The 26,860-nt window shown below is 69.8% G+C and carries 20 protein-coding genes; 18 read left to right on the plus strand and 2 right to left on the minus strand.

Features of this window, described 5'->3' with window-relative positions; genetic code table 11:
• From MJ777_RS09270 to MJ777_RS09355, 18 genes are all read left to right on the plus strand, one after another.
• Positions 1-340: ATP-binding cassette domain-containing protein (locus tag MJ777_RS09270; RefSeq protein WP_239375235.1), on the plus strand; the 340-nt coding region annotated here is incomplete at its 5' end.
• 22 nt (positions 341-362) lie between these two features.
• Positions 363-755, plus strand: a complete 393-nt coding sequence (hisI, locus tag MJ777_RS09275; RefSeq protein WP_239309335.1) for a phosphoribosyl-AMP cyclohydrolase — start codon at positions 363-365, stop codon at positions 753-755.
• Positions 752-2,257, plus strand: coding sequence for an anthranilate synthase component I (locus tag MJ777_RS09280; protein WP_239375238.1), 1,506 nt, complete (start codon positions 752-754; stop codon positions 2,255-2,257). Before hisI ends, MJ777_RS09280 begins: the two co-directional genes overlap by 4 nt.
• A gap of 56 nt (positions 2,258-2,313) precedes the next feature.
• Positions 2,314-2,871 (plus strand): Trp biosynthesis-associated membrane protein, encoded by a 558-nt coding sequence (locus MJ777_RS09285; RefSeq protein WP_239309333.1) that lies wholly within the window; start codon positions 2,314-2,316, stop codon positions 2,869-2,871.
• Between the two features lie 857 nt (positions 2,872-3,728).
• Entirely contained in the window at positions 3,729-4,535 is an 807-nt protein-coding gene (gene trpC / locus MJ777_RS09290; RefSeq protein WP_239309332.1) for an indole-3-glycerol phosphate synthase TrpC, read from the plus strand.
• A gap of 16 nt (positions 4,536-4,551) precedes the next feature.
• Positions 4,552-5,799: a tryptophan synthase subunit beta gene (trpB, locus tag MJ777_RS09295; protein WP_239375241.1), complete on the plus strand. Its 1,248-nt coding sequence runs from the start codon at positions 4,552-4,554 to the stop codon at positions 5,797-5,799.
• A gap of 63 nt (positions 5,800-5,862) precedes the next feature.
• Positions 5,863-6,768 carry a tryptophan synthase subunit alpha gene (gene trpA / locus MJ777_RS09300; protein ID WP_370651471.1) on the plus strand — a complete coding sequence of 302 codons (906 nt, stop codon included), beginning with the start codon at positions 5,863-5,865 and terminating at the stop codon, positions 6,766-6,768.
• A 152-nt stretch (positions 6,769-6,920) separates the two neighbouring features.
• Complete coding sequence (gene lgt, locus MJ777_RS09305; protein ID WP_239346925.1) at positions 6,921-7,886, plus strand: prolipoprotein diacylglyceryl transferase; 966 nt, start codon at positions 6,921-6,923, stop codon at positions 7,884-7,886.
• 286 nt (positions 7,887-8,172) lie between these two features.
• Positions 8,173-12,717: a glutamate synthase large subunit gene (gene gltB / locus MJ777_RS09310; protein ID WP_239311111.1), complete on the plus strand. Its 4,545-nt coding sequence runs from the start codon at positions 8,173-8,175 to the stop codon at positions 12,715-12,717.
• A gap of 47 nt (positions 12,718-12,764) precedes the next feature.
• Complete coding sequence (locus tag MJ777_RS09315; RefSeq protein ID WP_239375244.1) at positions 12,765-14,207, plus strand: glutamate synthase subunit beta; 1,443 nt, start codon at positions 12,765-12,767, stop codon at positions 14,205-14,207.
• 75 nt (positions 14,208-14,282) lie between these two features.
• Positions 14,283-15,545, plus strand: a complete 1,263-nt coding sequence (gene serS, locus MJ777_RS09320; protein ID WP_239311113.1) for a serine--tRNA ligase — start codon at positions 14,283-14,285, stop codon at positions 15,543-15,545.
• 351 nt (positions 15,546-15,896) lie between these two features.
• A complete protein-coding gene (locus MJ777_RS09325; RefSeq protein ID WP_239346922.1) occupies positions 15,897-16,115 on the plus strand; it encodes a DUF6343 family protein in 219 nt (72 codons plus the stop codon).
• A 343-nt stretch (positions 16,116-16,458) separates the two neighbouring features.
• Complete coding sequence (locus MJ777_RS09330) at positions 16,459-16,938, plus strand: hypothetical protein (protein WP_239375247.1); 480 nt, start codon at positions 16,459-16,461, stop codon at positions 16,936-16,938.
• 280 nt (positions 16,939-17,218) lie between these two features.
• A complete protein-coding gene (gene fxlM / locus MJ777_RS09335) occupies positions 17,219-18,466 on the plus strand; it encodes a methyltransferase, FxLD system (RefSeq protein WP_239375250.1) in 1,248 nt (415 codons plus the stop codon).
• 64 nt (positions 18,467-18,530) lie between these two features.
• Entirely contained in the window at positions 18,531-18,722 is a 192-nt protein-coding gene (locus tag MJ777_RS09340) for an FxLD family lanthipeptide (RefSeq protein ID WP_239375252.1), read from the plus strand.
• Between the two features lie 79 nt (positions 18,723-18,801).
• Complete coding sequence (locus tag MJ777_RS09345) at positions 18,802-21,909, plus strand: lantibiotic dehydratase (protein ID WP_239375255.1); 3,108 nt, start codon at positions 18,802-18,804, stop codon at positions 21,907-21,909.
• Positions 21,906-23,093: a lanthionine synthetase C family protein gene (locus MJ777_RS09350; RefSeq protein ID WP_239375258.1), complete on the plus strand. Its 1,188-nt coding sequence runs from the start codon at positions 21,906-21,908 to the stop codon at positions 23,091-23,093. The genes MJ777_RS09345 and MJ777_RS09350 overlap by 4 nt, the downstream gene beginning before the upstream one ends.
• The gene (locus MJ777_RS09355) at positions 23,075-24,043 is read left to right on the plus strand and encodes a thiopeptide-type bacteriocin biosynthesis protein (RefSeq protein WP_239375261.1); all 969 of its coding nucleotides are present in this window, start codon (positions 23,075-23,077) and stop codon (positions 24,041-24,043) included. The genes MJ777_RS09350 and MJ777_RS09355 overlap by 19 nt, the downstream gene beginning before the upstream one ends.
• A gap of 308 nt (positions 24,044-24,351) precedes the next feature.
• Here the strand turns inward: MJ777_RS09355 and MJ777_RS09360 are convergent, their stop codons facing one another.
• Together MJ777_RS09360 and MJ777_RS09365 are read right to left on the minus strand one after the other, a co-directional pair.
• Positions 24,352-25,131: an SDR family NAD(P)-dependent oxidoreductase gene (locus tag MJ777_RS09360; RefSeq protein ID WP_239311120.1), complete on the minus strand. Its 780-nt coding sequence runs from the start codon at positions 25,129-25,131 to the stop codon at positions 24,352-24,354.
• Positions 25,131-26,828: a M48 family metallopeptidase gene (locus MJ777_RS09365; RefSeq protein WP_239375264.1), complete on the minus strand. Its 1,698-nt coding sequence runs from the start codon at positions 26,826-26,828 to the stop codon at positions 25,131-25,133. Before MJ777_RS09365 ends, MJ777_RS09360 begins: the two co-directional genes overlap by 1 nt.
• Between the last annotated feature and the right edge of the window lie 32 nt (positions 26,829-26,860).

The following is a 26,860-nucleotide window of genomic DNA, read 5'->3' on the forward strand; positions in this document are numbered from 1 at the left end:
ACGTGGGAGCTTGCTGTCCGCCGGAGAACGTCAGCTGGTCGCCCTCGCCCGTGCTCATGTCGCCGTACCGGACCTGCTCGTCCTGGACGAGGCGACATCGTCGGTCGACCCGGCCACGGAGGTGCGGCTCGCCCGTGCGCTGGCCGCGTTGACCCGAGGGCGGACATCGGTCACGATCGCCCACCGGCTGTCCACCGCGGAGGCCGCGGACATGGTGGTGGTGGTTGACGCGGGCCGGATCGTCCAGCGGGGGGCCCACGCCGAACTCGTTGCCGTCCCCGGTGTGTATCAGCGCCTGCACGCTTCGTGGACGGCGGGCGTGGCCGGTGACCTGCCATGACCGAGCACGGCACAATGGGCACGTGTGCGTCCCCGCGTCCCGTCTGGACCCCGCCATAGCCGGTCTGCTCAAGCGCGACGAGGCTGGCCTGTTCCCCGCTGTTGCGCAGCAGTACGACACCGGCGAGGTGCTGATGGTCGGCTGGATGGATGACGAGGCGCTGCACCGCACGCTCACCACCGGGCGGGCCACATACTGGAGCCGCAGCCGTCGTGAGTACTGGGTCAAGGGGGACAGCAGCGGCCACCGCCAGCTGGTTCGGTCGGTCTCCCTTGACTGCGACGGGGACACCGTCCTGGTCCGGGTGGAGCAGGTGGGATCGGCCTGCCACACGGGCAGCCGGACATGTTTCGACAACCGGAGCCTGCCGGCCGTCGCCGTTACCGTGAAGTCCCCGAGGAGCGCCGAGTCGTGACGACAGGTGAGATCATTCCGGGCCGGGCCGGCTTCCACGCGCTCGCCGCCGAGTACCCGGTGGTCGGGGTCACCCGCCGCCTGCTCGCCGACGGCGAGACCCCGGTCGGGATCTACCGCAAGCTCGCCGGGGGACCTGGCACCTTCCTGCTGGAGTCCGCCGAGAACGGCGGGGTGTGGTCGCGGTACTCGTTCATCGGTGTCCGGGCCGCGGCGACCCTCACCGAACGGGACGGGTCGGCCGTCTGGGTGGGCGGCCAGGCGCCGTCGGGCGTTCCCACCGGTGGTGACCCGCTCGAGGTACTTCGCGCGGTTCAGCTGGCGTTGCGTACTCCCACGGTGCCGGACGCGCCACCGCTCACCGGTGGTCTGGTCGGCTATCTGTCGTACGACATCGTCCGGCGGGTCGAACGGCTGCCGTCCGGTTGCGTGGACGACCTGGGCATGCCCGAGCTGCGCATGATGCTGACCGCCGATCTCGCGGTATTTGATCACAGCGACGGGTCCTGTCTGCTGATCGCAAACGTGTTCACCGGGGACGGCGATCTGGACACGGCCTACGACGACGCCGTGCATCGGCTCGAGGTCATGACCGCCGACCTCGGCAAGTGGACCGAACCGACGGTCGCGACCACCATGGTGCCACGAGACCTCTCGCTCGCCGGGTTCGCGTCGCGGACCTCGCCAGAGCGCTTCGAAGCCTCCGTCGAGGCCGCCATCGAGCAGATCCTGGCCGGTGAGTGTTTCCAGATCGTGGTCTCCCAGCGCTTCGAGCGGCAGACGACAGCCGCGCCTCTTGATATCTACCGGGTGCTGAGGGCGTCGAATCCGAGCCCCTATATGTACCTTCTCCGGTTTGATGATCACGATGTCGTCGGGTCGTCGCCGGAGGCACACGTGAAGGTGACGGGCCGGCAGGCGTTGCTGCACCCGATCGCCGGTAGCCGTCCCCGTGGCGCCACGGCCGAGCGGGATGCTGAGCTCGCCGCGCAGCTGCTGGCTGACCCAAAGGAGCGGGCCGAGCACGTGATGCTCGTCGATCTGGTGCGTAACGACCTGGGACGAGTCTGCGTGCCGGGTTCGGTGCGCGTGGTCGAGTTCGCCGCGGTTGAGCGTTTTTCGCAGATCATGCACATTGTCTCCACGGTGATCGGTGAACTTGCCGAGGACCGCTCGGCCATCGACGTCCTCACGGCGACGTTTCCCGCGGGCACCCTCACCGGCGCGCCGAAAGTGCGTGCGATGGAGATCATCGAGGGGCTTGAGTCAACCCGCCGGGGGCTGTACGGGGGTGTGGTCGGCTACCTGGATTTCGGCGGCGATCTGGACACCGCGATCGCCATCCGGACCGCTGTGCTTCGCGACGGGCGGGCCTACGTGCAGGCCGGCGCCGGAATCGTTGCTGATTCCGTGCCGGTGGCCGAGAACAACGAGAGCCGTACCAAGGCGGCGGCGGTGCTGCGGGCGATCGAGATCGCAGAGTCGTTGCGTTCGCCGATATGATCACCCATCAGCGACCCGTCGACATGTCCCCAGACCACCGTGGACGGCGGCGGGCGATGGCTGCGGCGGTGCTCTGTTGCCTGCTGGGCGCTGTGCTGGTGCTTGTCACCGTCGGGGCGACCTGGGTACAGCTGAGTGTGGCGGCCGGGGCCGCGGCACAGGATGCGGTCACGGCCGCACCGTTGGCGGTACGGCTGTCCGGATCGGATCTTGCCCCGGCCGTGACCGGGCTGGGCTTGGTCGGGCTCGCGGGAGTGGTTGCGACCGCCGCCACCAGACGCAGGGGGCGTGTACTCGTCGGTCTGCTGGTTCTGCTGGCCGGCGCGGCAGTCGCCATCGTCGCCGGCCGCATCGCCGCGGACCCGCTGCCGGCCGCGCGTGTCGCCACCCAGGTGCGCCAGATCACCCCGAGCGTCACCACCAACCTGCGCGACATCCGGGGCACAGCCGCGCCGTGGCTTGCCACCTGCGGGGGAGCGCTTCTCGCTCTGGGCGGCGCGATCGTCGCGCTCCGTGGACATACCTGGTCGACGCTGTCCGTCCGGTATGAGAGCCCGACAGCCCGACCGGTCGATGTCTGGGAGGCCATCGACCGGGGTGACGACCCGACCTGACCGGGGCGCCCGCGTCGCGCCCAGCAGGCGTGGATGGCCGCCGCGGCACCGGTCGCGTGGCCCCGGGGAGCACCCAGCCGGCTGGGATGGCGCCGGTATCAGAGCGCGTGTGAGATCGTCATTCCGGCTCGCCGCGCCCAGGCGCGCCTTGGCCGCGTTGTCGGCCACACCGATACAACTCATTCGGTATCGCTTCGGCCTTCCGCCTTGCCAGGGGCCGCCTGGCCGCGGCTCACTGATCGAAAGCCCGATCTCACACACGCTCTCAGCCGCGGCGGCGGTAGAGCGCACCGATCGAGCTCGGCTGCCAGGCCGTGGGTCACGGAACATGCCCGCCTCCATCGTTACCTCCGCGGTAGAGATCCGGCTGGATGTGGTTCATCGAATGTAATCGAACCCGCGTTCGATGGTAGGTCATGGCGTGTTCATGTGGCCAGGGGTGCCGCATACCGATTTCGCCGTTTTTGCGCCGCCGGTTGTTCGCCGCCGGTTGCTCGGTGCGGGCAGCTCCGCCATCGACAGTTCCGCCGGTTGCCCGACGCGGGGGCCCGGTCTGGCCGAGGCCGGGCCGAGGCCGGGCTGGGGCCGGGCTGGGGCGAGGTCGGCGCGGCTCACTCTCGGCGGCAACAGAGATCGTTTGACAACGGCGGGACAATCACGATGCGTAGGGAGAGGGCGAGCATGCCTGGCGTGGGACGGTTTTCGCCTCGCCCATGTCGGTGTGTTTCCGGCTTGTGCCAACCAACGGGCAACCGCCGAGTGTGACAGTCAGCGATCCTCGACGGGGGCCTGCTGCCGCCGGCCGCCCGCTGGCCTAACATCGGCGCCATGGCTGCGACAGCCCTGGGCACCGGCCGATGAGTGTCCTTGACGACATCCTTGACGGGGTGCGAGCCGACCTCGCCGAACGGGAGGCCACGGTCTCCCTGGCGACGCTCAAACGGCGTGTTGAGCGTGTCCCGGATCCACGGGACGCGCTCGCGGCACTGCGCACTCGGGCCGTTTCGGTGATTGCCGAGGTGAAGCGTCGCTCCCCGTCAAAGGGCGATCTTGCGCCGATCGCGGATCCGGCGGCCCTCGCCGCGCAGTTCGAGGCCGCGGGCGCGGCGGCGGTGAGCGTCCTGACGGAGCGGCGCCGGTTCGGTGGGACGCTCGCCGACCTGGACGCCGTGCGGATGGCGGTGGACGTGCCCGTGCTGCGCAAGGACTTCATCATTTCCCCGTACCAGGTCTTCGAGGCACGGGCGCACGGTGCGGACATCGTTCTCCTGATCGTGGCGGCGCTGGAGCAGCCGCGCCTGATCGGTTTGCTCGACCGCGTCGAGTCGCTGGGCATGACCGCCCTGGTCGAGGTGCACGACAGCGACGAGGCCGCGCGTGCGGTCGACGCGGGTGCGCGCCTGATCGGCGTCAACGCACGCAGCCTCCGGACACTCGAAGTCGATCGCGACACCTTCGCCCAGCTGGCACCGCTGTTGCCCGTGGAGGTGACCAAAGTCGCCGAGTCCGGGGTGCGCGGTCCGCACGATCTGCTCGCCTACGCGGCGGCCGGCGCGGACGCGGTTCTCGTGGGGGAGGCCGCGGTGACGGGAAGCAATCCCCAGCAGGCGGTCGCGGATCTCGTCACCGCGGGCGCTCACCCGGCGACCAGGGTGGGGCGTTGACCGATACAGTCAGCCGATGACTTCCGCTGGAACCGTCGGCCGAACTCCTGAGGATCTCCTCCCGGGCGGCCCGCTGCCGGACAGCGCCGGTCACTTCGGTCGCTTCGGTGGCCGTTTCGTCCCGGAGGCGCTGTTCGCCGCTCTGGACGGCCTGACGGCGGCGTACGCGGCCGCCCGGGACGATCCCGCCTTCGCCGCGGAACTCGACGGACTGCTCACGGCGTATGCCGGCCGGCCCACCCCGCTCACCGACGCGGCCCGGCTGAGTGCCCATGTCGGTGGCGCCCGCATCCTGCTCAAGCGTGAGGATCTGGCGCACACCGGTTCGCATAAGATCAACAACGTGCTTGGCCAGTGCCTGCTCGCCCGCCGGATGGGCAAGAGTCGGGTGATCGCCGAGACCGGTGCCGGTCAGCACGGCGTCGCCACGGCGACGGCCTGTGCGCTGCTCGGCCTGGACTGTGTGGTCTACATGGGCGAGCAGGACACCCGCCGCCAGGCGCTCAACGTCGCGCGGATGCGGCTGCTCGGGGCCGAGGTCGTGGCGGTCGCCTCGGGCAGCCGGACGCTCAAGGACGCGATCAACGAGGCCATGCGGGACTGGGTGGCCACCGTGGGCACGACGCACTACTGCATCGGCTCGGTCATGGGACCGCATCCCTTCCCGATGCTGGTCCGCGACTTCCAGCGGGTCATCGGTGTGGAGGCCCGAGCCCAGGTTCTCGACCGTACCGGGCGGCTGCCGGACGCGGTGGTGGCCTGCGTCGGCGGTGGCTCCAACGCGATGGGCATCTTCCACCCGTTCATCGCCGACCCGTCCGTCCGGCTGGTGGGCCTCGAGGCTGGTGGTGACGGGGTGTCCACCGGGCGCCACGCGGCCGCGATCGCGGGCGGGGCGCCCGGTGTGCTGCACGGGATGCGGACCTTCCTGCTCCAGGACGCGGACGGGCAGACCCAGGTGTCACACTCGATCTCGGCCGGGCTCGACTATCCGGGCATCGGCCCGGAACACGCCTGGCTCCATGAGACCGGCCGGGCGACCTACCGGGTCGTCGACGACCGCGAAGCCATGGACGCGCTGCGGACGGTCGCGCGGCTGGAGGGCATCCTGGTCGCGATCGAGAGCGCGCACGCGTTCGCCGGGGCGTTCGATCTTGCCCGGGAACTGGGTCCTGACGCGGTCGTCGTGGTGAACTGCTCCGGTCGCGGTGACAAGGACGTTGACACCGCGGCCCGCTGGTTTGACCTTCTTGATCATTCATGAGCTGGCCGGGCCGCGGTGGCTTCACCGGATCGTGTCACCGGCTGACAACGGAACGGACGTGCGGTGCAGAGTTTCGCGGGTGACCGAGGCCGATCAGGCGACCAGTGCCGACCAGGTGAGCGGGACCGGCTGAGCCACACGTTCGTGCTGGCACGCGAGGCGGCGCGAGCGGCGCTGATCGGCTACCTGCCGGCGGGCTTTCCCTCGGTCGACGGTGGTATCAGCGCCATGCTGGCCATGGTCGAGGCAGGAGTGGAGATCGTCGAAATCGGCCTGCCCTACTCCGACCCGACCATGGACGGCCCGGTGATCCAGGCTGCGGCCGGTGCGGCGTTGAGCCGTGGTGTCACCACCCGCGATGTCCTGCGCACGGTGGAGGCGGTGGCCGCGACCGGTGTGCCCACTCTGGTGATGAGCTACTGGAATCCGGTCGAGCGGTACGGGGTCACCGCGTTCGCCCGGGATCTCGCGGCGGCTGGCGGTGCTGGGACGATCACTCCGGACCTGCCCCCCGAGGAGGCCGAGCCCTTGCTCGCGGCCACCGCCGAGGTCGGTCTCGACCCGGTGTTCCTGGTCGCCCCAAGCTCGTCCGACGCACGCATCGCGCGGGTTGCCGAGGTCAGCCGAGGCTTCATCTACGCGGCTTCGCTCATGGGGGTCACCGGTGCCCGGTCGACGCTGGGCGCGCAGGCGGCTGGGCTGGTGAGCCGGGTCCGAGCGATCAGCGACACGCCGGTCGGGGTGGGCGTGGGCGTGGGCACGCCCGCGCAGGCGGCCGAGGTGGCCGGTTTCGCCGACGGGGTGATCGTGGGCTCGGCGCTGGTGAGCGCGCTGGTGGACGCCGACCGCGCGGGCGACGATCCGGGTGCCGCCGCCGCGGCAGTGCGGGGGACCGTGGCCGCCCTCGCCACCGGCGTGCGCTCGGGCCGGGCCGGCCCCCGGCCCCTGCCCTCCGGTAGCGCCTGGTAGCGCCTGGTAGCGCCTGCTGAAGAGGCTCCGGGAACAGGGCGTTCAATCAGGGCGGCGCCTGGGCGGCGCGAGCCGGACAGGCCTGTTACCGGAGCTTCTTTTATGACGACGGCGAGAACGGGCCGCGTGAGCGGCGGTATACGTTGGGCCTCGTGGTTCTAGCCGCGATTCCCAGCCCATCGACGGGCGTCCTGCACGTGGGCCCCATCCCGTTGCGGGCGTATGCCTTTATGATCATAATTGGTGTCCTGGTCGCGGTTGTGCTCACCGACCGGCGCCTGCGGGCCCGCGGTCAGCCGGCCGGCCTCGCCGCGGACGCTGCGGCCTGGGCCGTCCCGTTCGGGATCGTCGGTGCGCGGATCTACCATGTGATCACCAGTCCGGACGCGTACTTCGGCGACGGTGGCCATCCGGCCGACGCGCTCAAGATCTGGCACGGCGGGCTGGGGATCTGGGGCGGGGTCGCCGGGGGCGCGCTCGGCGTGTGGCTTGTCTGCCGCCGCCACGGGACGCCGTTCGGTCTCTTCGCGGACGCCGCGGCCCCCGGGCTCGTGCTTGCCCAGGCCATCGGGCGTTGGGGCAACTGGTTCAACCAGGAGCTCTATGGCCGGGCGACCGATCTGCCCTGGGCTGTGCGGATCGACCCCGCGCATCAGGTCGTCCCCGGCGTCTCGCTCTACCATCCGACGTTCCTGTACGAGTCGCTGTGGGATGTCAGCGTCGCCGCTGTCCTGCTGTGGGTGGATGCTCACCGCAGGCTTGGCCGCGGCAAGCTGTTCATCCTCTACGTGATTCTGTACACTGCTGGACGCGCCTGGGTCGAGGCGCTGCGCATCGACGATGCCCACACGTTCCTCGGGATGCGCCTCAACGACTGGGTGTCGATTGTCGTCCTTGCCATCGCGGTGACCGCCATCGTCCTCGTGCGCCGGCCCATCGATCCGCCGGCCAGCGCCGGCCCGGCCCCGGCGCGGGGGGATGCCGGCCCCGCCCCGCGGCCGGCGGCCGAACCCGTGGTACAGGCCGCGGCGAACGTCGCTCCGGCGCGGGAGGCCGAGGGGGGCGCGGCGCGGGAGGCCGAAGCGGGCCAGCCGTCGGCCGGCCACCCGACAGGGTAAAAGATCCACGTCGGGCCTCCTCCCCGTCCCAGCGTCCCCGTCCCGTCCCCGCCGGCGGTCGCGCCCGGCATCATCGGCCGGCGAAGTATCCCAGCGCGGCCCGTAAAGACGGTTTCATGCCCGGTTGGCCACATCGGGCTCCGGGCTTTTAGCGATCACGGCGAATCCCGGGCACACGTGGCACACTCAGGAGTGCGCCTGGCCGGGACAGCCCCGTCACGGTGGCGCGTCCGGACAACGTCGTCCGCCTCACGGAGAATCCCTGAAGACGGACAGGACCCGCCGGATGCCGATCGCACAAGGCTTGTACGACCCCACATTCGAGCACGACGCCTGCGGGGTCGGTTTCGTCGTGGATGTCCGTGGTCGACGCAGTCATGAACTGATCGAACAGGGCCTCACCGTGCTGCGCAACCTCGACCATCGGGGCGCTTCCGGTTGCGACCCGGACACCGGTGACGGCGCCGGCATCCTGTTGCAGGTGCCAGACGCCTTCCTGCGTGACGTTGTCGATTTCCCACTGCCGCCAGCCGGTCAGTACGCGGTGGGCACGGCCTTTCTGCCGCAGGTCGCCGGTGATCGCGACAACGCTGTCCGCGCGATCAGCCGTATCGTCCGTGGGGAGGGCCTGCGGGTGCTGGGCTGGCGTGAGGTGCCGGTGGTCAGCCACATCGTCGGCCGGGCCGCGGCCGAGGTTGAGCCGCGGATGCGGCAGATCTTCCTTGGCCTGCCCGCCGCGGCCGGTGCTCCCGGCGCCGCCGATGGGCCCATCGATCTGCTGGACCTTGAGCGGCGGGCGTTCTGCGTCCGCAAGCGGGCTCGCCGGGAAGCCGGTGTGTACTTCCCATCACTGTCGGCGCGTACCACCGTCTACAAGGGCATGCTCACCACCCACCAGCTTTCGGCCTACTTCCCCGATCTCGATGATCCGCGTTTTGCCAGCGCGATCGCTCTCGTGCACAGCAGGTTCTCAACCAACACCTTCCCGAGCTGGCCGCTTGCCCATCCCTACCGTTATGTCGCTCATAATGGAGAGATCAATACGGTACGTGGCAACCGTAACTGGATGCGGGCTCGCGAGGCACTGCTAGCCAGCGATCTTATCCCCGGCGACCTGCGCCGGATCTTCCCCATCTGCGCGGACGGCGCGAGCGACTCGGCCAGTTTCGACGAGGTTCTGGAACTGCTCCACCTGGGCGGGCGCAGCCTCCCGCATGCCGTTCTCATGATGATCCCGGAGGCTTGGGAGAACCACGACGAGATCGACCCGGCTCGCCGGGCGTTCTACCGGTTCCACTCGGCGCTGATGGAGCCGTGGGACGGTCCGGCGTCCATTGCGTTCACCGATGGAACGGTCATCGGCGCGGTGCTCGATCGTAACGGATTGCGTCCGTCTCGTTACTGGGTAACCGATGACGGTCTGGTTGTCATGGCCTCCGAGGTCGGCGTCCTGGATCTTCCCGCGCACAGAGTGGTGCAGAAGGGCCGGCTCCAGCCGGGGAAGATGTTCCTGATCGACACCGCGCAGGGCCGGATCGTCGACGACGAGGAGATCAAGTCGGACCTGGCCGCCGCCGCGCCGTACGGGGAATGGCTGCACGCGGGCCTGATCGCCCTGGATGATCTACCCGAACGCGAGCACGTCGTCTACGGCCACTCCTCGGTCCGCCGGCGCCAGCAGGTCTTCGGTTACACCGAGGAGGAACTGCGCGTCATCATCGCGCCCATGGCCCGAGCCGGTGTCGAACCCATCGGCTCGATGGGCACCGACACGCCGGTCGCGGTGCTCTCCGGACGCCCGCGCCTGCTCTTCGACTACTTCAGCCAACTGTTCGCGCAGGTGACCAACCCTCCGTTGGACGCGATCCGGGAGGAGATGGTCACGAGCCTGGGCCGGACGCTCGGCCCTGAGGGCAATCTGCTGGCGCCGTCACCGGCGTCGTGCCGGCTGGTGCACCTGCCGTTCCCGGTTATCAGCAACACGGAGCTTGCCAAGATCGTTGGCATCAACGACGACGGTGACATGCCTGGGTTCGCGGCGGTGACTGTCCGTGGCCTCTACGATGTGGACGGCGGCGGCACGGCGCTCGCCGAGCGGCTCGACGAGATCTGCCGTGGCGTCAGCGAGGCGATCGCGGACGGTGCCCGCGTCGTCGTCCTGTCCGACCGCGATTCCGATCGGCACAAGGCGCCGATTCCCTCTCTGCTGCTCACCGCGGCCGTCCACCACCACCTCATCCGGGAGAAGACCCGGACCAAGGTCGGTCTCATCGTGGAGTGTGGTGACGCCCGCGAGGTCCACCATGTCGCCCTGCTTCTCGGATACGGTGCGGCCGCTGTCAACCCCTACCTGGCCTTCGAGTCGATCGACAACATCCTCGATGGCGGCGAGCTGGCCGGCATCACCCGTGAGCAGGCCCAGAAGAATCTCATCAAGGCGCTGGGCAAGGGCGTGCTCAAGGTGATGAGCAAGATGGGCATCTCCACCGTGGCCAGCTACACCGGAGCCCAGGTGTTCGAGGCGATCGGCCTGTCCCAGCAGCTGGTGGGCACCTACTTCACCGGGACGCCGTCCCGGCTGGACGGTGTGGGCATCGACGTCATCGCGGATGAGGTGGCGGCCCGTCACCACAAGGCGTACTCGGTGGTCTCCTCGGAGCTTGCCCACCGCAACCTGGACACCGGCGGTGAATACCAGTGGCGCCGCGAGGGTGAGGTGCACCTGTTCAACCCGGAGACGGTCTTCCTGCTCCAGCACGCCACGCGCAGCCGTCAGTACGAGGTGTTCAGGCAGTACACCGCCACCGTCGACGAGTTGTCGCGGCGCAGCGCCACCCTGCGCGGCTTGTTCTCGCTGCGCGAGGGACTGCGCCCGCCGGTTCCGATCGACCAGGTCGAGCCCGTGTCGGAGATCCTCAAACGGTTCGCCACCGGTGCGATGTCCTACGGATCCATCAGCGCCGAGGCGCACGAGACGCTGGCGATCGCGATGAACCGGATCGGGGCGAAGTCCAACACCGGCGAGGGCGGCGAGGACGCCGAACGGTTCACCCCGGACGCCAACGGCGACCTCCGCCGATCCTCGATCAAACAGGTCGCCAGCGGCCGCTTCGGCGTGACCAGCGAGTACCTCGCCAACGCCGACGACATCCAGATCAAGATGGCACAGGGCGCCAAGCCCGGTGAGGGCGGCCAGCTGCCCGGGCACAAGGTCTACCCGTGGATCGCGCGCACCAGGCACTCGACGGCGGGCGTGGGCCTGATCTCACCACCGCCGCACCACGACATCTATTCCATCGAGGATCTCGCCCAGCTCATCCACGACCTGAAGAACGCCAACCCGCGGGCTCGGGTGCACGTCAAGCTCGTCGCTGAGGTCGGTGTGGGCACGGTGGCCGCCGGAGTGTCCAAGGCCCACGCCGATGTCGTCCTGATCTCCGGGCATGACGGTGGTACCGGCGCATCCCCGCTGACCTCGCTCAAGCACGCCGGCGCCCCCTGGGAGCTGGGGCTGGCCGAGACTCAGCAGACGCTGCTGCTCAACGGCCTGCGCGACCGGATCGTCGTCCAGGTGGACGGCCAGCTCAAGACCGGTCGGGATGTCATCGTCAGCGCGCTGCTGGGCGCGGAGGAGTTCGGCTTCGCGACCGCGCCGCTGGTGGTCGCTGGGTGCGTGATGATGCGGGTGTGTCACCTCGACACCTGCCCGGTGGGCGTGGCGACCCAGAACCCGGAGCTGCGCGCCCGCTTCACCGGTAGGCCCGAGTTCGTGGAGACCTTCTTCACCTTCATCGCCGAGGAGGTGCGTGAGTACCTCGCGGCGTTGGGCTTTCGCTCGCTGCACGAGGCTGTTGGCCGCGTGGAGGTACTCGACGCGCGCGCCGCGGTCGACCACTGGAAGGCCGCCGGCCTTGACCTCACCCCGTTGCTGCACGCGCCGGAACGTCCCTTCGAGGGCTCCCTGCACTGCACGACCGCTCAAGACCATGGTCTGGACAAGGCCCTGGACAACTCCCTGATCCAGCTCTGCGAGGGGGCGCTGGAGGATGGCCGGCCCGTGTGGCTGGAGATGCCGATCCGTAATGTCAACCGGACGGTCGGCACCATGCTCGGTTTCGAAGTGACCAGGCGTTACGGCGCTGTGGGCCTTCCCGATGACACGATCTCGCTGCGGTTCACCGGTTCGGCCGGGCAGAGTTTCGGCGCGTTCGTGCCACGCGGGGTGACCCTCACCCTGGAGGGCGACGCCAACGACTACACCGGCAAGGGCCTGTCCGGTGGACGGATCATCGTCTTCCCTCCCAAGGAGGCGCCGTTGCGCGCCGAGGAGAACATCGTCGCCGGCAACGTGCTGCTCTACGGCGCCACGGCCGGCGAGGCGTTCTTCCGGGGCATCGTGGGGGAGCGCTTCTGCGTCCGTAACTCCGGCGCGACCGCCGTCGTCGAAGGCCTTGGCGATCATGGATGCGAGTACATGACCGGCGGCACCGTGGTCGTGCTCGGGCCCACGGGCCGTAACTTCGCGGCCGGGATGAGCGGTGGCGTGGCCTTTCTCCACAACCCGGTCCTGCGCCGGATCAACACCGAGATGGTCGACGTGGACCTGCTGGACGACGGCGACCGGGCGCTGCTGCTCACCCTGATCGCCCGGCACCGGCGGGAGACCGGGTCGACCGTGGCGGCGGGCCTGCTCGCGGACTGGGACTCCGAGCAGTCCTCCTTCGTCAAGATCATGCCTCGAGACTACAAGCGGGTGCTCGCCGCGATGCGCAAAGCCGAGGAGGACGGCCTGCCGGCCGAAGACTTGATCATGTCGTCGTCCCGTGTCTGACCGGCGTTGCGGCAGCGGTCCCGATAAGATCATTCGACAGGAGTGGCATGGCTGACCCGACCGGTTTCCTCAAGCACCACCGGGAGCTGCCGACGCGCCGGCCCGTCGATGTGCGCATCGCGGACTGGCACGAGGTCTACGAACCGTTCCCGGTCGAATCCCTGCGGCAGCAGGCGGCACGGTGCATGGATTGCGGCATTCCCTTCTGTCACAACGGCTGCCCGCTCGGGAACATCATCCCAGAATGGAACGACCTGGTGCGGCGCTCCGGCTGGGGCGAGGCGATCGAGCGGCTGCACGCGACCAACAACTTCCCGGAGTTCACCGGACGGCTGTGCCCGGCGCCGTGCGAGACCGCGTGCGTGCTGGGCATCTCTGATGATCCGGTGACCATCAAGCAGGTCGAGGTATCGATCATTGACCGGGCGTGGGCTGATGGTACGGTCCGGCCGGTCCTGCCGTCCGCCCGCACCGATCAGCGGGTCGCCGTGGTCGGGTCCGGCCCGGCGGGGCTCGCCGCGGCTCAGCAGCTCACCCGGGCTGGCCACAACGTCGTCGTGTATGAGCGAGCCGACCGTATCGGTGGGCTGCTGCGTTATGGCATTCCCGAGTTCAAGCTGGAAAAGCGGCTGCTGGACCGCCGCCTCGCGCAGATGCGAGCCGAGGGCACCGTGTTCATACCCTCGTGCAACGTGGGTGTGGACATCACCGCGGACGAACTGCGCGCGTCCTATGACGCGATCGTGCTTGCCGGTGGTTCGACGATCGGGCGTGACCTGAGCGTGCCCGGCCGGGAACTGGCCGGTATCCATCTCGCCATGGAGTACCTGGTTCCCGCGAACCGGGTACAGCAGGGCGACTGTACCGAATCGCCGATCAACGCGGCGGGCAAGCGGGTTGTCATCATCGGTGGTGGTGACACCGGCGCGGACTGCCTGGGTACCGCGCACCGCCAGGGCGCGGTGTCCGTGCACCAACTGGAGATCATGCCGCGGCCGCCACGGCTGCGTCCCGTGAGCAACCCGTGGCCGACCTGGCCGGTCGTCTACCGGGTGTCGAGCGCGCACGAGGAGGGCGGGGAACGGCTCTTCGCCGTCTCCACCGAATGCTTTCTCGGTGATGACCTGGGCCAGGTCCGCGCGTTGCGCATGCACGAGGTCACCATGGTCGACGGCCGCTTCGAGCGGGTGCCGGACACCGACGTCGAGCTGGCCTGCGACCTCGTGCTGCTGGCGATGGGTTTTACCGGGCCGGAACGGCCAGGCCTGCTGGAACAGCTCGGCGTCGCGTTCGACAGCCGTGGCAACGTTGCCCGGGACGCCGGCTGGGCGAGTTCGGTCGCGAAGGTGTTCGTTGCCGGAGACATCGGCCGGGGCCAGTCCCTGATCGTGTGGGCGATCGCGGAGGGCCGGGCTGCCGCCGCGGCGGTGGACCGTTATCTGCGTGGCAGCAGCGAGCTGCCCGAACCGGTCGTTCCGACCCGGAGATGATCGTCAGCGGCTGCGGCGCGGGCGGTAGGCTTCTCAGCGATACGCAGGGATCCCGCTGGAGGGCGACGAGGCCAGATGCTGGACAGACGGTTCATCCGGGAGAATCCCGACACCGTGCGGGCAGCCGCTCGGGTCAAGGGAGTCGACCTCGACGTCGATGGCATTCTGCTCCTCGACCGCTCCGTGCGGGCACTGCAGCATACGCTGGACACCGCCCAGCGTGAGCGCAGGGAGCTCGCCGGTGGGTTCAAAGCCGCGGGCGAGGCAGAGCGTGAGCGCCTGCGGGAACGTTCCGGCGTTCTCGACGAGCGGCTGCGCCAGACCCGGGAGGAGCTGGAGCGGGCCAGCGCACACCTGCGGGACCTGCTGCTGCGGACACCGAACATCCCGTGGAGCGGGGCGCCGGTCGGACCGGATGAGGCGGCGAACACCGTCATCCGGGTGTGGGGCGAGCGCCCGGCGTTCGACTTCACCCCCGTCGACCATGTCGAGCTGGCCGAGAAGCGTGGCTGGGCGGAGTTCGAACGGGCCCGTAGCGCCTCGGGGGAGCGGGCGTACGCGCTCGCCGGTGACCTCGTGCTGTTGGAGCGGGCCGTGCACTCCTACGCGCTGGACCTGCTGGCAAGCCGGGACTTCCGGCTGCTGTCGGTGCCGTCGCTGGTCAAGCGTGACGCGCTGGTCGGTACCGGTTTCCTGCCGGGGCACGGTGAGGAGATCTACCAGCTGCCCGGGGACGATCTCTATCTCGCTGGTACCGCCGAGGTCGCGCTGGTCGGTCTGCACTCCGGGGAGATGCTGTCCCTGCGTGACCTGCCGTTGCGCTATGCCGGGATCTCGCCGTGTTTCCGTCGGGAGGTCGGCAGCGCCGGGCGTGACGTCCGTGGGCTGCTGCGCGTGCACCAGTTCGAGAAGGTCGAACAGTTCGTGATCTGCGTGGCCGACGAGGCGGAGTCGGCCCGCTGGCACGCCGAGCTGCTCGGCACCGCTGAACACGTCCTGCAGTCCCTGGGCCTGGCCTACGAGGTGGTGGAGTGCGCCACCGGCGACATGGGCCTCGGCAAGTTCCGGATGAACGACATCAATACGTGGTTCCCGTCGCTGGAGCGCTTCCGGGAGACCCACAGCTGCTCGACCCTGCACGACTGGCAGGCCCGCCGGGCGAACATCCGTTACAAGGACGCTGACGGGCGGGTCCGGTTCGCCCACACGCTGAACAACACGGCGGTGGCAACACCTCGGCTACTGGCCGCAATCATGGAGAACTTCCAGACCGCTGATCATCATGTCCGCGTCCCCAAGGTGCTGCGGCCTTATCTCGGCGACCGCGAGATCATCTAAGAGCGTGTTTGAGATCGGGCTTTCAATCAGTGAGCCGCGTCCAGGCACCCCCTGGCAAGGCGGAAGGCCGAAGCGATACCGGATGAGTTGTATCGGTTTGGCCGACAACGCAGCCAGAGGGAGCCTGGGCGCGGCGAGCCGGAATGATGATCTCAAACGCGCTCTGAGAGTGCCCGGCAAGAGGGGTGTGGTTCAAGGAGCGGGGCCGGGGTGCGTAGATCGCGAGGCGGCGGAGGGAGGCACCGGAGGTTGTGGGTGTCGACCGACGACAACGATGCGAGGTGTGTACCCCGGCCCCGCGCGCCGCGTCTCCTGTTGCCGGTCGCTCTGAGCCCGGAGTAGCGGGCAGCTGTGGATGACGGTGGCCCAGGTGGATTCCCGCCCGCCCGCAGCGCATTGGGTCTGCGCGTGGCGCTCGCCCTGTTCGGGCTCCTGTTCTGCGTCGGCGCTTGCGCCTATTACGCGGTTTCCGATCGGCCGTTGCCCGCCGCCGTACTCGCTCTGATCGCCTTGACAGCGGTGGCCGACCTCGTTGTCATCATGCGGCGGATGCGCCGGGAACGGCGCTGAGAGCGTGTCCGAGGAATTTCCGAGAAGTGTCTGAGGAAGCCCAGCGACGCCCTTACCTGGACTTCCTCGAGCGTCCGGCTCAACCGCACTGTCCACATCCGCAGGTCACGCCGTGTGCCGATGTTCGTGGACACGGTCGAGCGCCCCTGGGGAGGCTCGGACAGCATCCACACAGAACCAGGTCAAAGCGAGCCTGGTCGTGTCGGCCCGCGTACCTGCACACTTATCACGTCCAGTGACGGATCCCAGCCGGCGGCGGCGCGCGCACTGACCGGGGGGCGCTGTCGGCCGGTCGGCCGCGCGGTACCGGACGCGATACACGGAGGAACGCAGACGGCACACGATGATCCCACACGTCGCGAGCACTCCTGGCTGGCCCGCGCAGCGCTTGCGGGTCTGGTCTCTGGCTCGGACGCTGATCCTCAGCGACTACGACTACCTGGCCAGCTGGGCGACCAGCCTCGCGTTCGAGGTCCGCGCGGCGGCGCAGGCCCAGGCCATCCACGTTCACCGGTGGGTCTTCGCCGTCCCGCACGTCTGGTGCGACGACGGCGACACCATCCAGGCCCGGCCCCTGTTCACCGCACCTCTTCAACCCGGCGAGACCGAGACGATCAGCTGGATGAGCTACGACGACGGTGACGGCATCGACTACGGCCGGGTCGAGTTCGCCCGCCGTCCCAACGGGGAGCCCATCTTCGACGAACCCGAGTACTTCGCCGTCCCCATGCACCCGCTGCCCCGCCACCCTGGCGCCGCCCTGCACCGCCTCCTCACCTCCGGCATCCCTGACCTCGCCTCGGCGCTTCCGCAGCGACCCTGAACGTCACCCGGCCAAGATCTGTCGGCCCGCGTGGTTAGACGGCCCGGCTGGCGAACTTTCCGACCCGCATCCGGGGCCGATGCGCCGAATCGGAGAGGGCATCGATCATCGTTTCCGCAGCTCAGGTGCCCACGGGTAGCCGAGGGCAAATCTTCCCCGCCCGGGGAATGAGTCGCGCCTCGGCATGGGTCATCGTTACAACGCACCCCACCGGAGCCCAGGCGATCTTCCGCCTGTGGCACCGCGGAGCTGGGGGCGAGACGGCCCGGAAGGATCTTTGTTGACTCAGATGACTGGCACGTCCAGCGCCCCGGACCGGGCGGCTGAGGTCCGTAACGCGCTGGTGGACAAGCTCTGCGTGACCGGCATGATCACATCCCTGGAGGTGGAGCGGGCGTTTCGTGCCGTGCCGCGGCACCTGTTCGTTCCCGCGGGCACCTCGCTGGAGGTTGCCTACAACGCCGACGACTCGGTGGCGGTCAAGCGGGCCGCGGACGACGTGATCATCTCGTCGATCAGTGCTCCGTTCATCCAGGCCCGGATGATCGAACAGGCCGGACTCGGCCCCGGGATGAGCGTGGTCGAGATCGGGTCCAGCGGCTACAACGCCGCGCTCCTGGCTGAGGTCGTCGGCCCCTCGGGCCGGGTGATCAGCGTGGACATCGATCCCGAGGTGACCGACCGGGCCCGCGAGCTTCTGGAGACGACCGGGTACGCGGACCGGGTCGCGGTCATCTGCGCGGACGCTGAGGACGGCGTGGCCGAGCTCGGCGACCGGGTCGACGCGATCCTGGTGACGGCCGGTGCCTGGGACCTCTCGCCGGCGTGGCTCGCGCAGCTGGCCGAGGACGGCCGGATCGTCGTACCGCTGCGGATGAACGGGATTACCCGGTCGATCGGGTTCCGTCGCGATGGCGATCATCTGGTGAGCACCTCGGCGGAGGTGTGCGGGTTCGTCCCCATGCAGGGTGCCGGTGCCCACGACGAGCGGGTCTTCCTTCTGCCTGACGGGCACGGCCGTCACGTCAGGCTGCGTTTCGACGCCGACCCGCCCCAGGATCTGGATCTTCTGGACGGCGTCCTCGCGGCGCCTCGGACCGAGGTGTGCTCCGGGATCACGATCCGTAACGGCGTGTCCTTCGCCGACCTGCACCTGTGGTTCGCCTGCTTCCTGCCGGGCTTCTGCCGGCTGGCGGCGGACGAGGGAACCGACCTCGCCGCCGACCGCAAGAGTTGGTTCCCCTTCGGGGCTGTGCAGGGCGACTCGTTCGCCTATCTGGCGGTGCGCCCGGCGTTGGACGGCGCCGGGGTCGAGTTCGGCGGACGAGCGTACGGCCCGCACGGCGAGGCCGCTGCCACCGCGCTCGTCGAGCAGATCCAGGCGTGGGACCGCCAGGCACGGGGCGGACCGGCCCCGACCTTCGCCTACTGGCCGACGGGCACCGACCGTCCGCCGGCCGGCAAGGGCACAGCCGTGCTGGCGAAGACCCACGGCCTGGTCACGATCTCCTGGCCGGTCGCGGGCTGACACGGCTGGTCCAGGACGCACCACCCACCCGAGAAATCCCCCACCAGAACAAGGAGTGATCTCGATGTCGCCGGTGCTGATGGCCGACCAGGCGGAGTCCGTGGACTTCGCGCTCGACGACGCGGAACTGGAACTGGACATGCGGGTGGTGGAGTCCACCACCCGGATCGCGATCATGATGTGCGACACGAGCGACGGCTGCGGCCAGAGCTGCAGCACCAGCGCGTGCAGCACCTCCTCCAACGACCCGTCCTGATCTAGCCGTCCCGCCGTCGGTACCTGCCCGACTTGGGTGCCGACGGCGGATCCCGCACCGGCGAGGAGAGGGGATCGCCATGGCTGTGCCCCCGCGCTACCAGCACACCGGCTTCCTCCAGGTCCGCGCTTCGACGGACCCGGGCGGCCTCGAACTGCCCACTGATCTCGATCTGTCCGACTCCGCCGCGGTCGAGCAGGAAGGCCGGGCATGGCTGGCCAAGACCTGGGCGCACCCGGAGGTGCGGGAGGCGCTGCTACTGGCGAGTACCGATCTCTATACCCGCGTCGAGCAGATTCTTGACGACGGCGCCGGGCAGCGGTCCGGGACGGAGGTCCGGCGAGCCCTCACCGCCGTGGCGTCCTACCTACTGCGGTGGCAGCGGCGCGCGACACCGTTCGGGATATTCGCCGGCATCAACACCGCGACCGTCGGGCCGGCTACCGCCGAGGCGGGACGTGCACATCAAGCCGTGGCACGCGCGGACGCCGAGTGGGTCACGGCGCTCGTCGATCAGCTCGAAGGGCATCCGGAGCTGCGTGGGCGGCTGACGGTGGTGGCCGACAGCGCGCGGATCGTGCGCGACGGTCGGGTCATCGTGCACCGGCGGGCCGAGGCGGGTGCCTCGAGCCCGGGGCCGCTGCGAGAGTCGTCTGTACGGCTGACCCGACCGGTCCGCTTCGCCTTGGCGGAGGCCGGCAACCCGATCCAGCTGGACGCGCTCGTCGCACGGACGGCAACCAGGTTCCCCACCGCCTCCCCGGACAAGATCCGCGCGCTGGTACACGGTCTGGTCGACGGCGGCCTTCTGATCACGAACCTGCGACCACCGATGACAGCCGTCGATGCCCTGACCCATCTGGCCGACGCGTTACGCGCAGCTGGCCCGGAGGGCCTGACCGACGTGAGCGACCTGCTGCGCGAACTCGACAGGCTCCGCGCCCTGCTGGCCACTCATAACCGCACCCCCGATCCGCAGCAGGCCGCGCAGACGCGCCGGACGATCGCCGCGAGGATGGCCTCGCTTGCACCGCGAGCCGGCCAGATGCTCGCGGTCGACACCCGGCTCGACGCGCAGATCGCCGTCCCCGAGCGGGTTCTCACCGAGGCGGCGCTCGCGGCCAGCGTGCTGCTGCGGCTGTCCCGCCAGCCGTTCGGCTCGACAGCCTGGCTGGACTATCACGCGCGGTTCCGGGCCCGCTACGGCCCCGGCGCTCTGGTTCCGGTTCGGGAGCTGGTTGCCGAGTCGGGGCTGGGCTATCCCGGCGGGTATCTCGGTGCACCGCGAGCGAGGCCTGCCTGGCGGATGCTGACCGACCGCGACACCGCGCTCCTGACCCTGATCCAGCAGGCCGCCGTGGACGGGGCCGAGGAGATCGCGCTGACCGACGCGGACGTCGAGGAACTGGCTGTCGGGGAGCACCAGGACATCGTGCCGCCGCAGCGGGTCGAGCTCGGTGTCGAGGTGTGGGCGGTCTCGACCCATGCGCTCGACCGCGGGGACTTCCGGCTGCGGGTCACCGCCGCCCCGCGGACCTGCACCAGTATGGCCGGACGGTTCGCCCACCTGCTCGATCCGGCCGACCGCGACCGGCTGGCCGCGACGTACACAGCCAGGGCGAAGGCGGGGGAGCGGGACCAGCCGCTGGCGGCGCAGCTGTCTTTCCCGCCGCGCCGTCCGCACAACGAGAACGTGGCGCGTGTCGAACCGCTGCTGCCGGACGTCGTCTCCCTCTCGGAGCATCCTGACCCCGGCCGCCCCGAGGTCAAGCTGATCGGACTTGACGATCTGGCGGTCACCGCCGACGGCGCGCAGATGTACCTGGTGCAGCGCTCCACCGGCCGGCGGGTGATCCCTCGAATTCCGCACGCGCTGGACACCAGCGTGCAGAGCCCACCGCTGGCCCGCTTCCTCGCCGAGGTCGCCGACGCCCGCAGCGCCGTGTTCGGCGGGTTCGACCTCGGCGCGGCCCGCGTCCTGCCCTACGTGCCGCGCATCCGCTACGGCCGCACGGTGCTGGCCGTCGCCCGCTGGATGCTCACCTCCACCGACCTGCCCCGTGGGCAGTCCGGCAACGAAAGGCAGGAAGCACTGTGTACCTGGCGGCAGCGGTGGCGCGTGCCTGCACGTATCGTGCTCTGCCACGGCGAGCTTCGCCTACCCCTTGACCTGGATCGTCATCTGGACCGGGCGCTGCTGCTGACCCACCTGGAGCGGGCCGGCCGGATCGAGGTGCAGGAGGACGGGCCGCCCAACGCACAGGGCTGGATCGGCCGGCCGGCCGAGCTGCTGATCCCGTTGACCGCGATTAGCCCACTGGCACGGCCACTCCCCGTGACCACAGCGCCGGGAGCGGTACATCGTCCGGGGGACTCCGCCCTTCTGCATGCACAGCTTGTCGGAAACCCGGCTCGGTTCGACGCCATCCTCACCGGCCACCTGCCGAGACTCATCGCCAGCCTGGAAGGGCGGGTCGGGCTGTGGTGGGTCCGGCGACACCGCGACATGATCCTTCCTGAGAGTGATCAGTACCTTGCGGTGTTCCTGCGCCTGCACAGCCCAGACCACTATGGGCCGGTCTCCGCCGCTGTGGCCGCCTTCGCAGCCGACCTAGAGAGCCGCGGCCTTCCCAACCAGCTCACCCTGGCCACCTCTCCGCAGCACACCGCCCGCTACGGCGACGGTGACGCGCTGGCCGCCGCCGAGTCGGTGTTCGCTGCCGACACCCTCTGCGCCATCGCCCAGATCACGACGGCCCAGACGTCCGGGATCTCCACCCAGGCCCTGGCCGCAGCATCGATGGTGGACCTGGCCGCCTCCTTCGCTCCCGACCTGCCGGCCGGGTACCAGGCACTCGTCGGATGCCTTCGGCAGGAGCACGGTGCCCTGGACCGCACCCTGCGGGACCAGGCCCTCGACCTGGCCGATCCCGGCGGTGACCACCAAGCGGTTCGTGCCCTGACCGGCGGTGAGGCAGTCGTCAGAGCCTGGAACGCCCGAGCCACCGCGCTGGCGCTGTACTACCAGGCCCTCGCGCGGCAGCGTGATCCGCGGACAGTGCTGCGGACTCTCCTGCACAAGCACCATGTGCGCGCCGTCGGTGTCGATCCGACCCTGGAGAGGGAAACCGGGCGCCTCGCCCGCGCCGCCGCACTGCGCCACCTCGCTCTGGCCGGTGCCCGGTGACCCCCGGCACCGGTGCCGCGGTGGAGACGTTCTCCGCCGACGACGCGGTCAGACAGTCCCTGGCCCGAGGCCCGGCCGGGACGGCGCTCCTGCAGATCGAGCGGGCCCGGACCGGCTCGGGTAGCTGGGACACCGCACAGGCCCACATCCGGCGGGCCGTCGCCGGGCCGGTCGACGCCGCCGAGCACACCGGCCTGTACTACGGGGCGCCCGCCCTCGCCTTCCTCCTGCACGCCGCCGCCGACGGGAATCCCCGCTACCGCAGCGCCCGCGACACGCTGGACACCCACATACAGCGTCTGACCCGCCAGCGGCTGACCCTCGCTGCCAGCAGAGCCGAACGCGGCGAGCCCACCACGTTCGCCGAATACGACCTGTTCTACGGCCTGACCGGCATCGGCGCCCTCCTGCTCCGCAGCCACCCCGACAGTGAGATCCTCGCCGACCTCCTGCGGTACACGGTCAGTCTGACCCGGCCGCACCGCGAGAACGGTGTCGACCTGCCGGGCTGGTGGGTCGCACATGACCCGGACGACGCTCTGCCGACCCCGGGTGGGCACGCGAACCTCGGCATGGCGCACGGCGCGGCCGGCCTGCTCGCCTTCCTCGCTCTCGCCGCCGCGGAAAGGAGCCTGGTCGACGGCCAGGACGAAGCGATAGCCATCCTGACCGACTGGTTCGACCAGTGGCGCCAAGACGGCGCGGACGGCCCCTGGTGGCCACAGTGGATCACCCGCGAGGATCTGCGCACCGGCCGCCCCACCCAGACCAGCCCCGGCCGCGTCTCCTGGTGCTACGGCACGATCGGCATCGCCCGCGCTCAGCAGCTTGCCGCCCTCGCCACCCACGATCATCGACGGGCACAGGACGCCGAGGCCATCCTCGCCGCCGCTCTGACCGATTCCCAGCTCGACCGGATCAGCGATCTCGGCCTGTGCCACGGCCTGGCCGGGATCTACCAAACCGCCTATCGAGCCGCCCGTGACGCGCGAAGCTCCGCCATCGGCCGCCGGCTTCCCACGATCGCCACCCGGCTCGCGCGGCACGCCACCGCCTCTTCCACCTCCAGCGGGCAGGACAGCGGGCTGCTGACCGGCGCTGCGGGGATTGCCCTGGCAGCGGAATCCACCCGACATGTCGGACCGCCACGCACGGGATGGGACACATGCCTGCTCATAGCCTGAGCATCACCGCCCCCCAAGACCTCGCTGCCGGCGTCATCGCGGTGCTCGCCGGCGCCGACCTGCACGCCACAGCCACCAGCAACGCGCTCGACCCCGCCGACCTGGCCGACGCGGTACGGGTCTACCAGGCGGCTGGACTCGCGGCGCTTGAACAGCGCGCCGACCAGAACTGCTACCAGGTACGGGTCCAGTTCCCCGACTGGTCCACCGCCGAAGCCACCGCCGCCACACAGCTCGGGCCACGCCTGGACCAGCTCCAGGCCAGCGGTGCGGTCGGCGGCTGGTGGTTCCTGCGCAAGCATCCCTGCTGGCGGCTCCGCCTGCACCGCGCGGACACCACGGCCGTCGACCAGGTGCTCGACGAGCTGACCGCCACCGGAGCACTCACTCGCTGGTGGTCGACGGTCTACGAACCGGAAACTTTCGCCTTCGGCGGCCCAACCGGGATGAACGCCGTCCATGAGCTGTTCTGCGCCGACAGCTGCGGCGTCCTCGACTACCTGCGCCACGACACCCCCGGCCTCGGCCGCCGCGAACTCTCGATCCTGCTGATCAACGGCCTCCTACAGGCGGCCGGCCTCGACAGCTTCGAACGCGGCGACGTCTTCGCCCGGGTCGCCGGCCTACGCCCCGTCCCACCGGCCACCGACCACCCGAAGATCGCTCAGCTCGCCGCGAACGTGCGGCTGCTTCTGTCCATCCCCGACCTGCCCACCAGCGACCTGTTCGCCTCCGGCGGGCCGGTCGCGCACACAGCCCCCTGGCTCACGGCCTTCCACGCCGCCGGCCGCCGACTCGGCGACGCAGCCTCGCAGGCCCAGCTCGGCCGTGGACTCCGGGCGATCCTCACCCACGTCCTGATCTTCCACTGGAACCGGCTCGGCCTCTCCGCCACCAGCCAGGCCGTTCTCGCCCGCGCGGCTGCCACAGCCCTCCTGCCTGGGGACTGACGGACCATGAACCCCGCGGCACGGGCTGTGGCCTGCTTCTTCCCCCTGATCGGCCGTCCCCGCCTTGCCTGCCCACCTCTCAGCCGAGGCCCGCACAGCCTTGGCGGAGAGCACGCCGACATACTCGTGGGAGCTCCAGGTGGCAGCCTGTCTGGAAGTGATCTGTGCTGAGGACACACCTACTCAACGCCTCCGGCCTGAGAGCGGGAACCCTGCCTGAACCGCTACTGGAGTCCGTTCTCAGCTCCGCCCGCACCGCCGAAGCTGCGATCGTTACGTCGATACACCCTCAGTGACGGTGATCTCGGTCAGTACCCGCGGGCGCTCGGCCGGCCTTGAGCGCCGTCGACGGCGACGTCGGCTCCGTTCACCCAGCTAGCCCGGTCGGACAAAAGGAAGGTCACCACGTCCGCGACTTCCTCGGCGGTGCCCAGCCGGTGCGCGGGGAAGTCCCGCTGCACGAACGTCTCGAAGTCCTCCGGATGCTGGCGGGCGTAGTTCTCCCAGCCACCCCCGGGGAAGAGGATGGACCCTGGGCTGACCGCGTTGACCCGCACGTTGAACGGCCCCAGCTCCCGGGCGAAGGCTGAGGCCAGGTAGATCTCTGCGACCTTGGCCGCCCCGTACTGCGCCCGGGGCGACGGCTTCGAGGCCGAGATCGACGAGACGATGACGACCGATCCGCCGCCGTTCTCCCTCATGTGCGGGACGGCCGTGCGGATGGCTCGGACGGCGTGGCCGGCGTTGAGGTCGAACGTCTGCGCCCAGTCTTCAGGGGTCGAGTCGAGAAGGTCCCCTCCGACGGTGCCACCGACGTTCGCGACCAACAGGTCGACGCCTCCGAAGCGATTGGCCGCCTCCTCGACGAACCGTTCGACCTGGCCAGGCTGGGTCACGTCGGCGATCAGGCTGAACACGTCCGAGTCGCCCAGGCCGAGGCTCGCTGCGGCCTGGGCGAGGGCGTCGGAGTCGCGTCCGCAGATCCCGACCCGGCAGCCCTCGGACGCAAGGCGGGACGCGATCGCCCGGCCGATGCCGCGAGAGCCACCGGTGACGAGCGCGACCTTACCGTTCAGATGAAGATCCACTAGAGGATGTCCGCCTGTCGATCATGTGCCGCTGAACCGGCGCCGGGGTTGGAAGGGGCCCGCTGCGTGCCGCGGACCGTGCGGGACAGGTTCGTCTGGCGCTCATACAGGTCGCGGACGGCCGACAGCTCCTGGTAGGGGCGCAGCTCCCGCACGACCTCACCGGTGCGGCGAACGATCAGATCCACCGGGCGTTCGGTCGCGCAGATCTCCAGCGCCTCGACGGTCACGGCGCACGCTCTGTCCGGTTCCTTCCGCCGCACTGCGGCGAGCGCGAGATCCACCCGAGCCAAGGCCCGCGCGACCGGCCAGTTCTCCGCCGCCGCGTCGCACAACGTCACCGCCTGCTGGGCGAAGGTCCGCGCCTTCTCAGGCCTGGCGAGCGCGGTGTAGGCCGTGCCGACGTAGAACGGCAGGTAGGGGTAGTCGAAGGAGAAAATGCTGTGCGACGCCTTCTCTGTCACCGACTCGAAGGAGTCCTCCGCACGGGCGAACGCGACGCTCACACCGTCGGCGTCTCCCAGGCGCGCATGGGCTCGTCCCAGCTGCGCAAGAAGTCGAGTCTGGACGAACGAGTTCCGCGGAGCGACGTCAAGACCAGCCAGCGCGTAACGCAACGCGTCCGCCGCGTCGCCGGTGTAGAAAGCGATCATCGCCTGGGTTCCTCGGACCCACCCGCCCAGTCGGGCGTCGCCGGACTCCATGGCAAGCTGCCATGCCGTCAGGCAGTGCGCGTGAGCCACGGCGCTGTCACCGAGATCGAGCGCCAGATGTCCCATTAGCCCCGAAAGCCATCCACCGACGACGCACAGGTGCTGCCGCTGGCTCAGCGTCTGGCGTCCCGCCACCATCATGGAGACCCGCTGCCGGCACTCCCGCACCTGCATGAACAGCTGCTCGGGCGGCGTATGCAGGTAGGAAAGGCCGAACCGTTGCACCTCCAGATCAAGGTGCTCCAGCATCGTCGAGCCGAGATCGGATTCCTCCCAGCGCTGCCCGAACATCGCCGACTCCACCGCCGACTGGGCGAGCAGGGCCGCGACGGCAGACGCGCCCACAGCGGCGAGAACCTCGCGACGCTTCGTCGGTGACCCCTCTCCCTCGACCCCGACAGGCACCGGCGTCCGCGAACGCACGGCAGGAGGCTTGGATATTGGCTCATTGTCCACGAATGCCGGCAGAAGCGCAGGCTGCGGTAGCCCGCCGGCAGCCCCGGGCCACCGAGGAGTGTCGCGACCACGAACGGCGCCGGCTGACGTGACTGGCGGCCGGCCGCGCGCCGCGCTGACCTCGCGCACGCAGCTGTCGAGGAGAAGAAGATCTGCAGGCGCTAGGTGTTCACGATCTTCGAGGTCGAGAAGATGGTGGATGTCCGTGCCATACACGTGCGCGAGCAGAGCGAGGATCTGTGGGGTGGGCCGCCGCGCGCCTGAAGCCGGCCACGACTCAAGCTCCGACAGTCGCGGCCCCGTCATGCTTGCTCGGCCCACCGGATCGAGCCCGAGGCCCGCCGCCTGAGCATTGATCGCGTCGGCGGCCTCCTGGAGCGTCCACCCGAACGCGTGCCGAAACGCGGCCCGCGGCCGGAAGCGGAACCGCCGTCCGAACTCGCCGGCGATCTCGTCATGGCTCATACCGAACTCGCGCATCCGACCACGAAGCTGCCGCTGCTCGGCGCGTTGACTGACACGGGCCACTGCCGGCTCACCCAACCCTCTGGACTGGGAAA

This window comes from Protofrankia sp. Cj5 (assembly GCF_917627405.1).
Classification (GTDB): Bacteria; Actinomycetota; Actinomycetes; order Frankiales; family Frankiaceae; genus Protofrankia.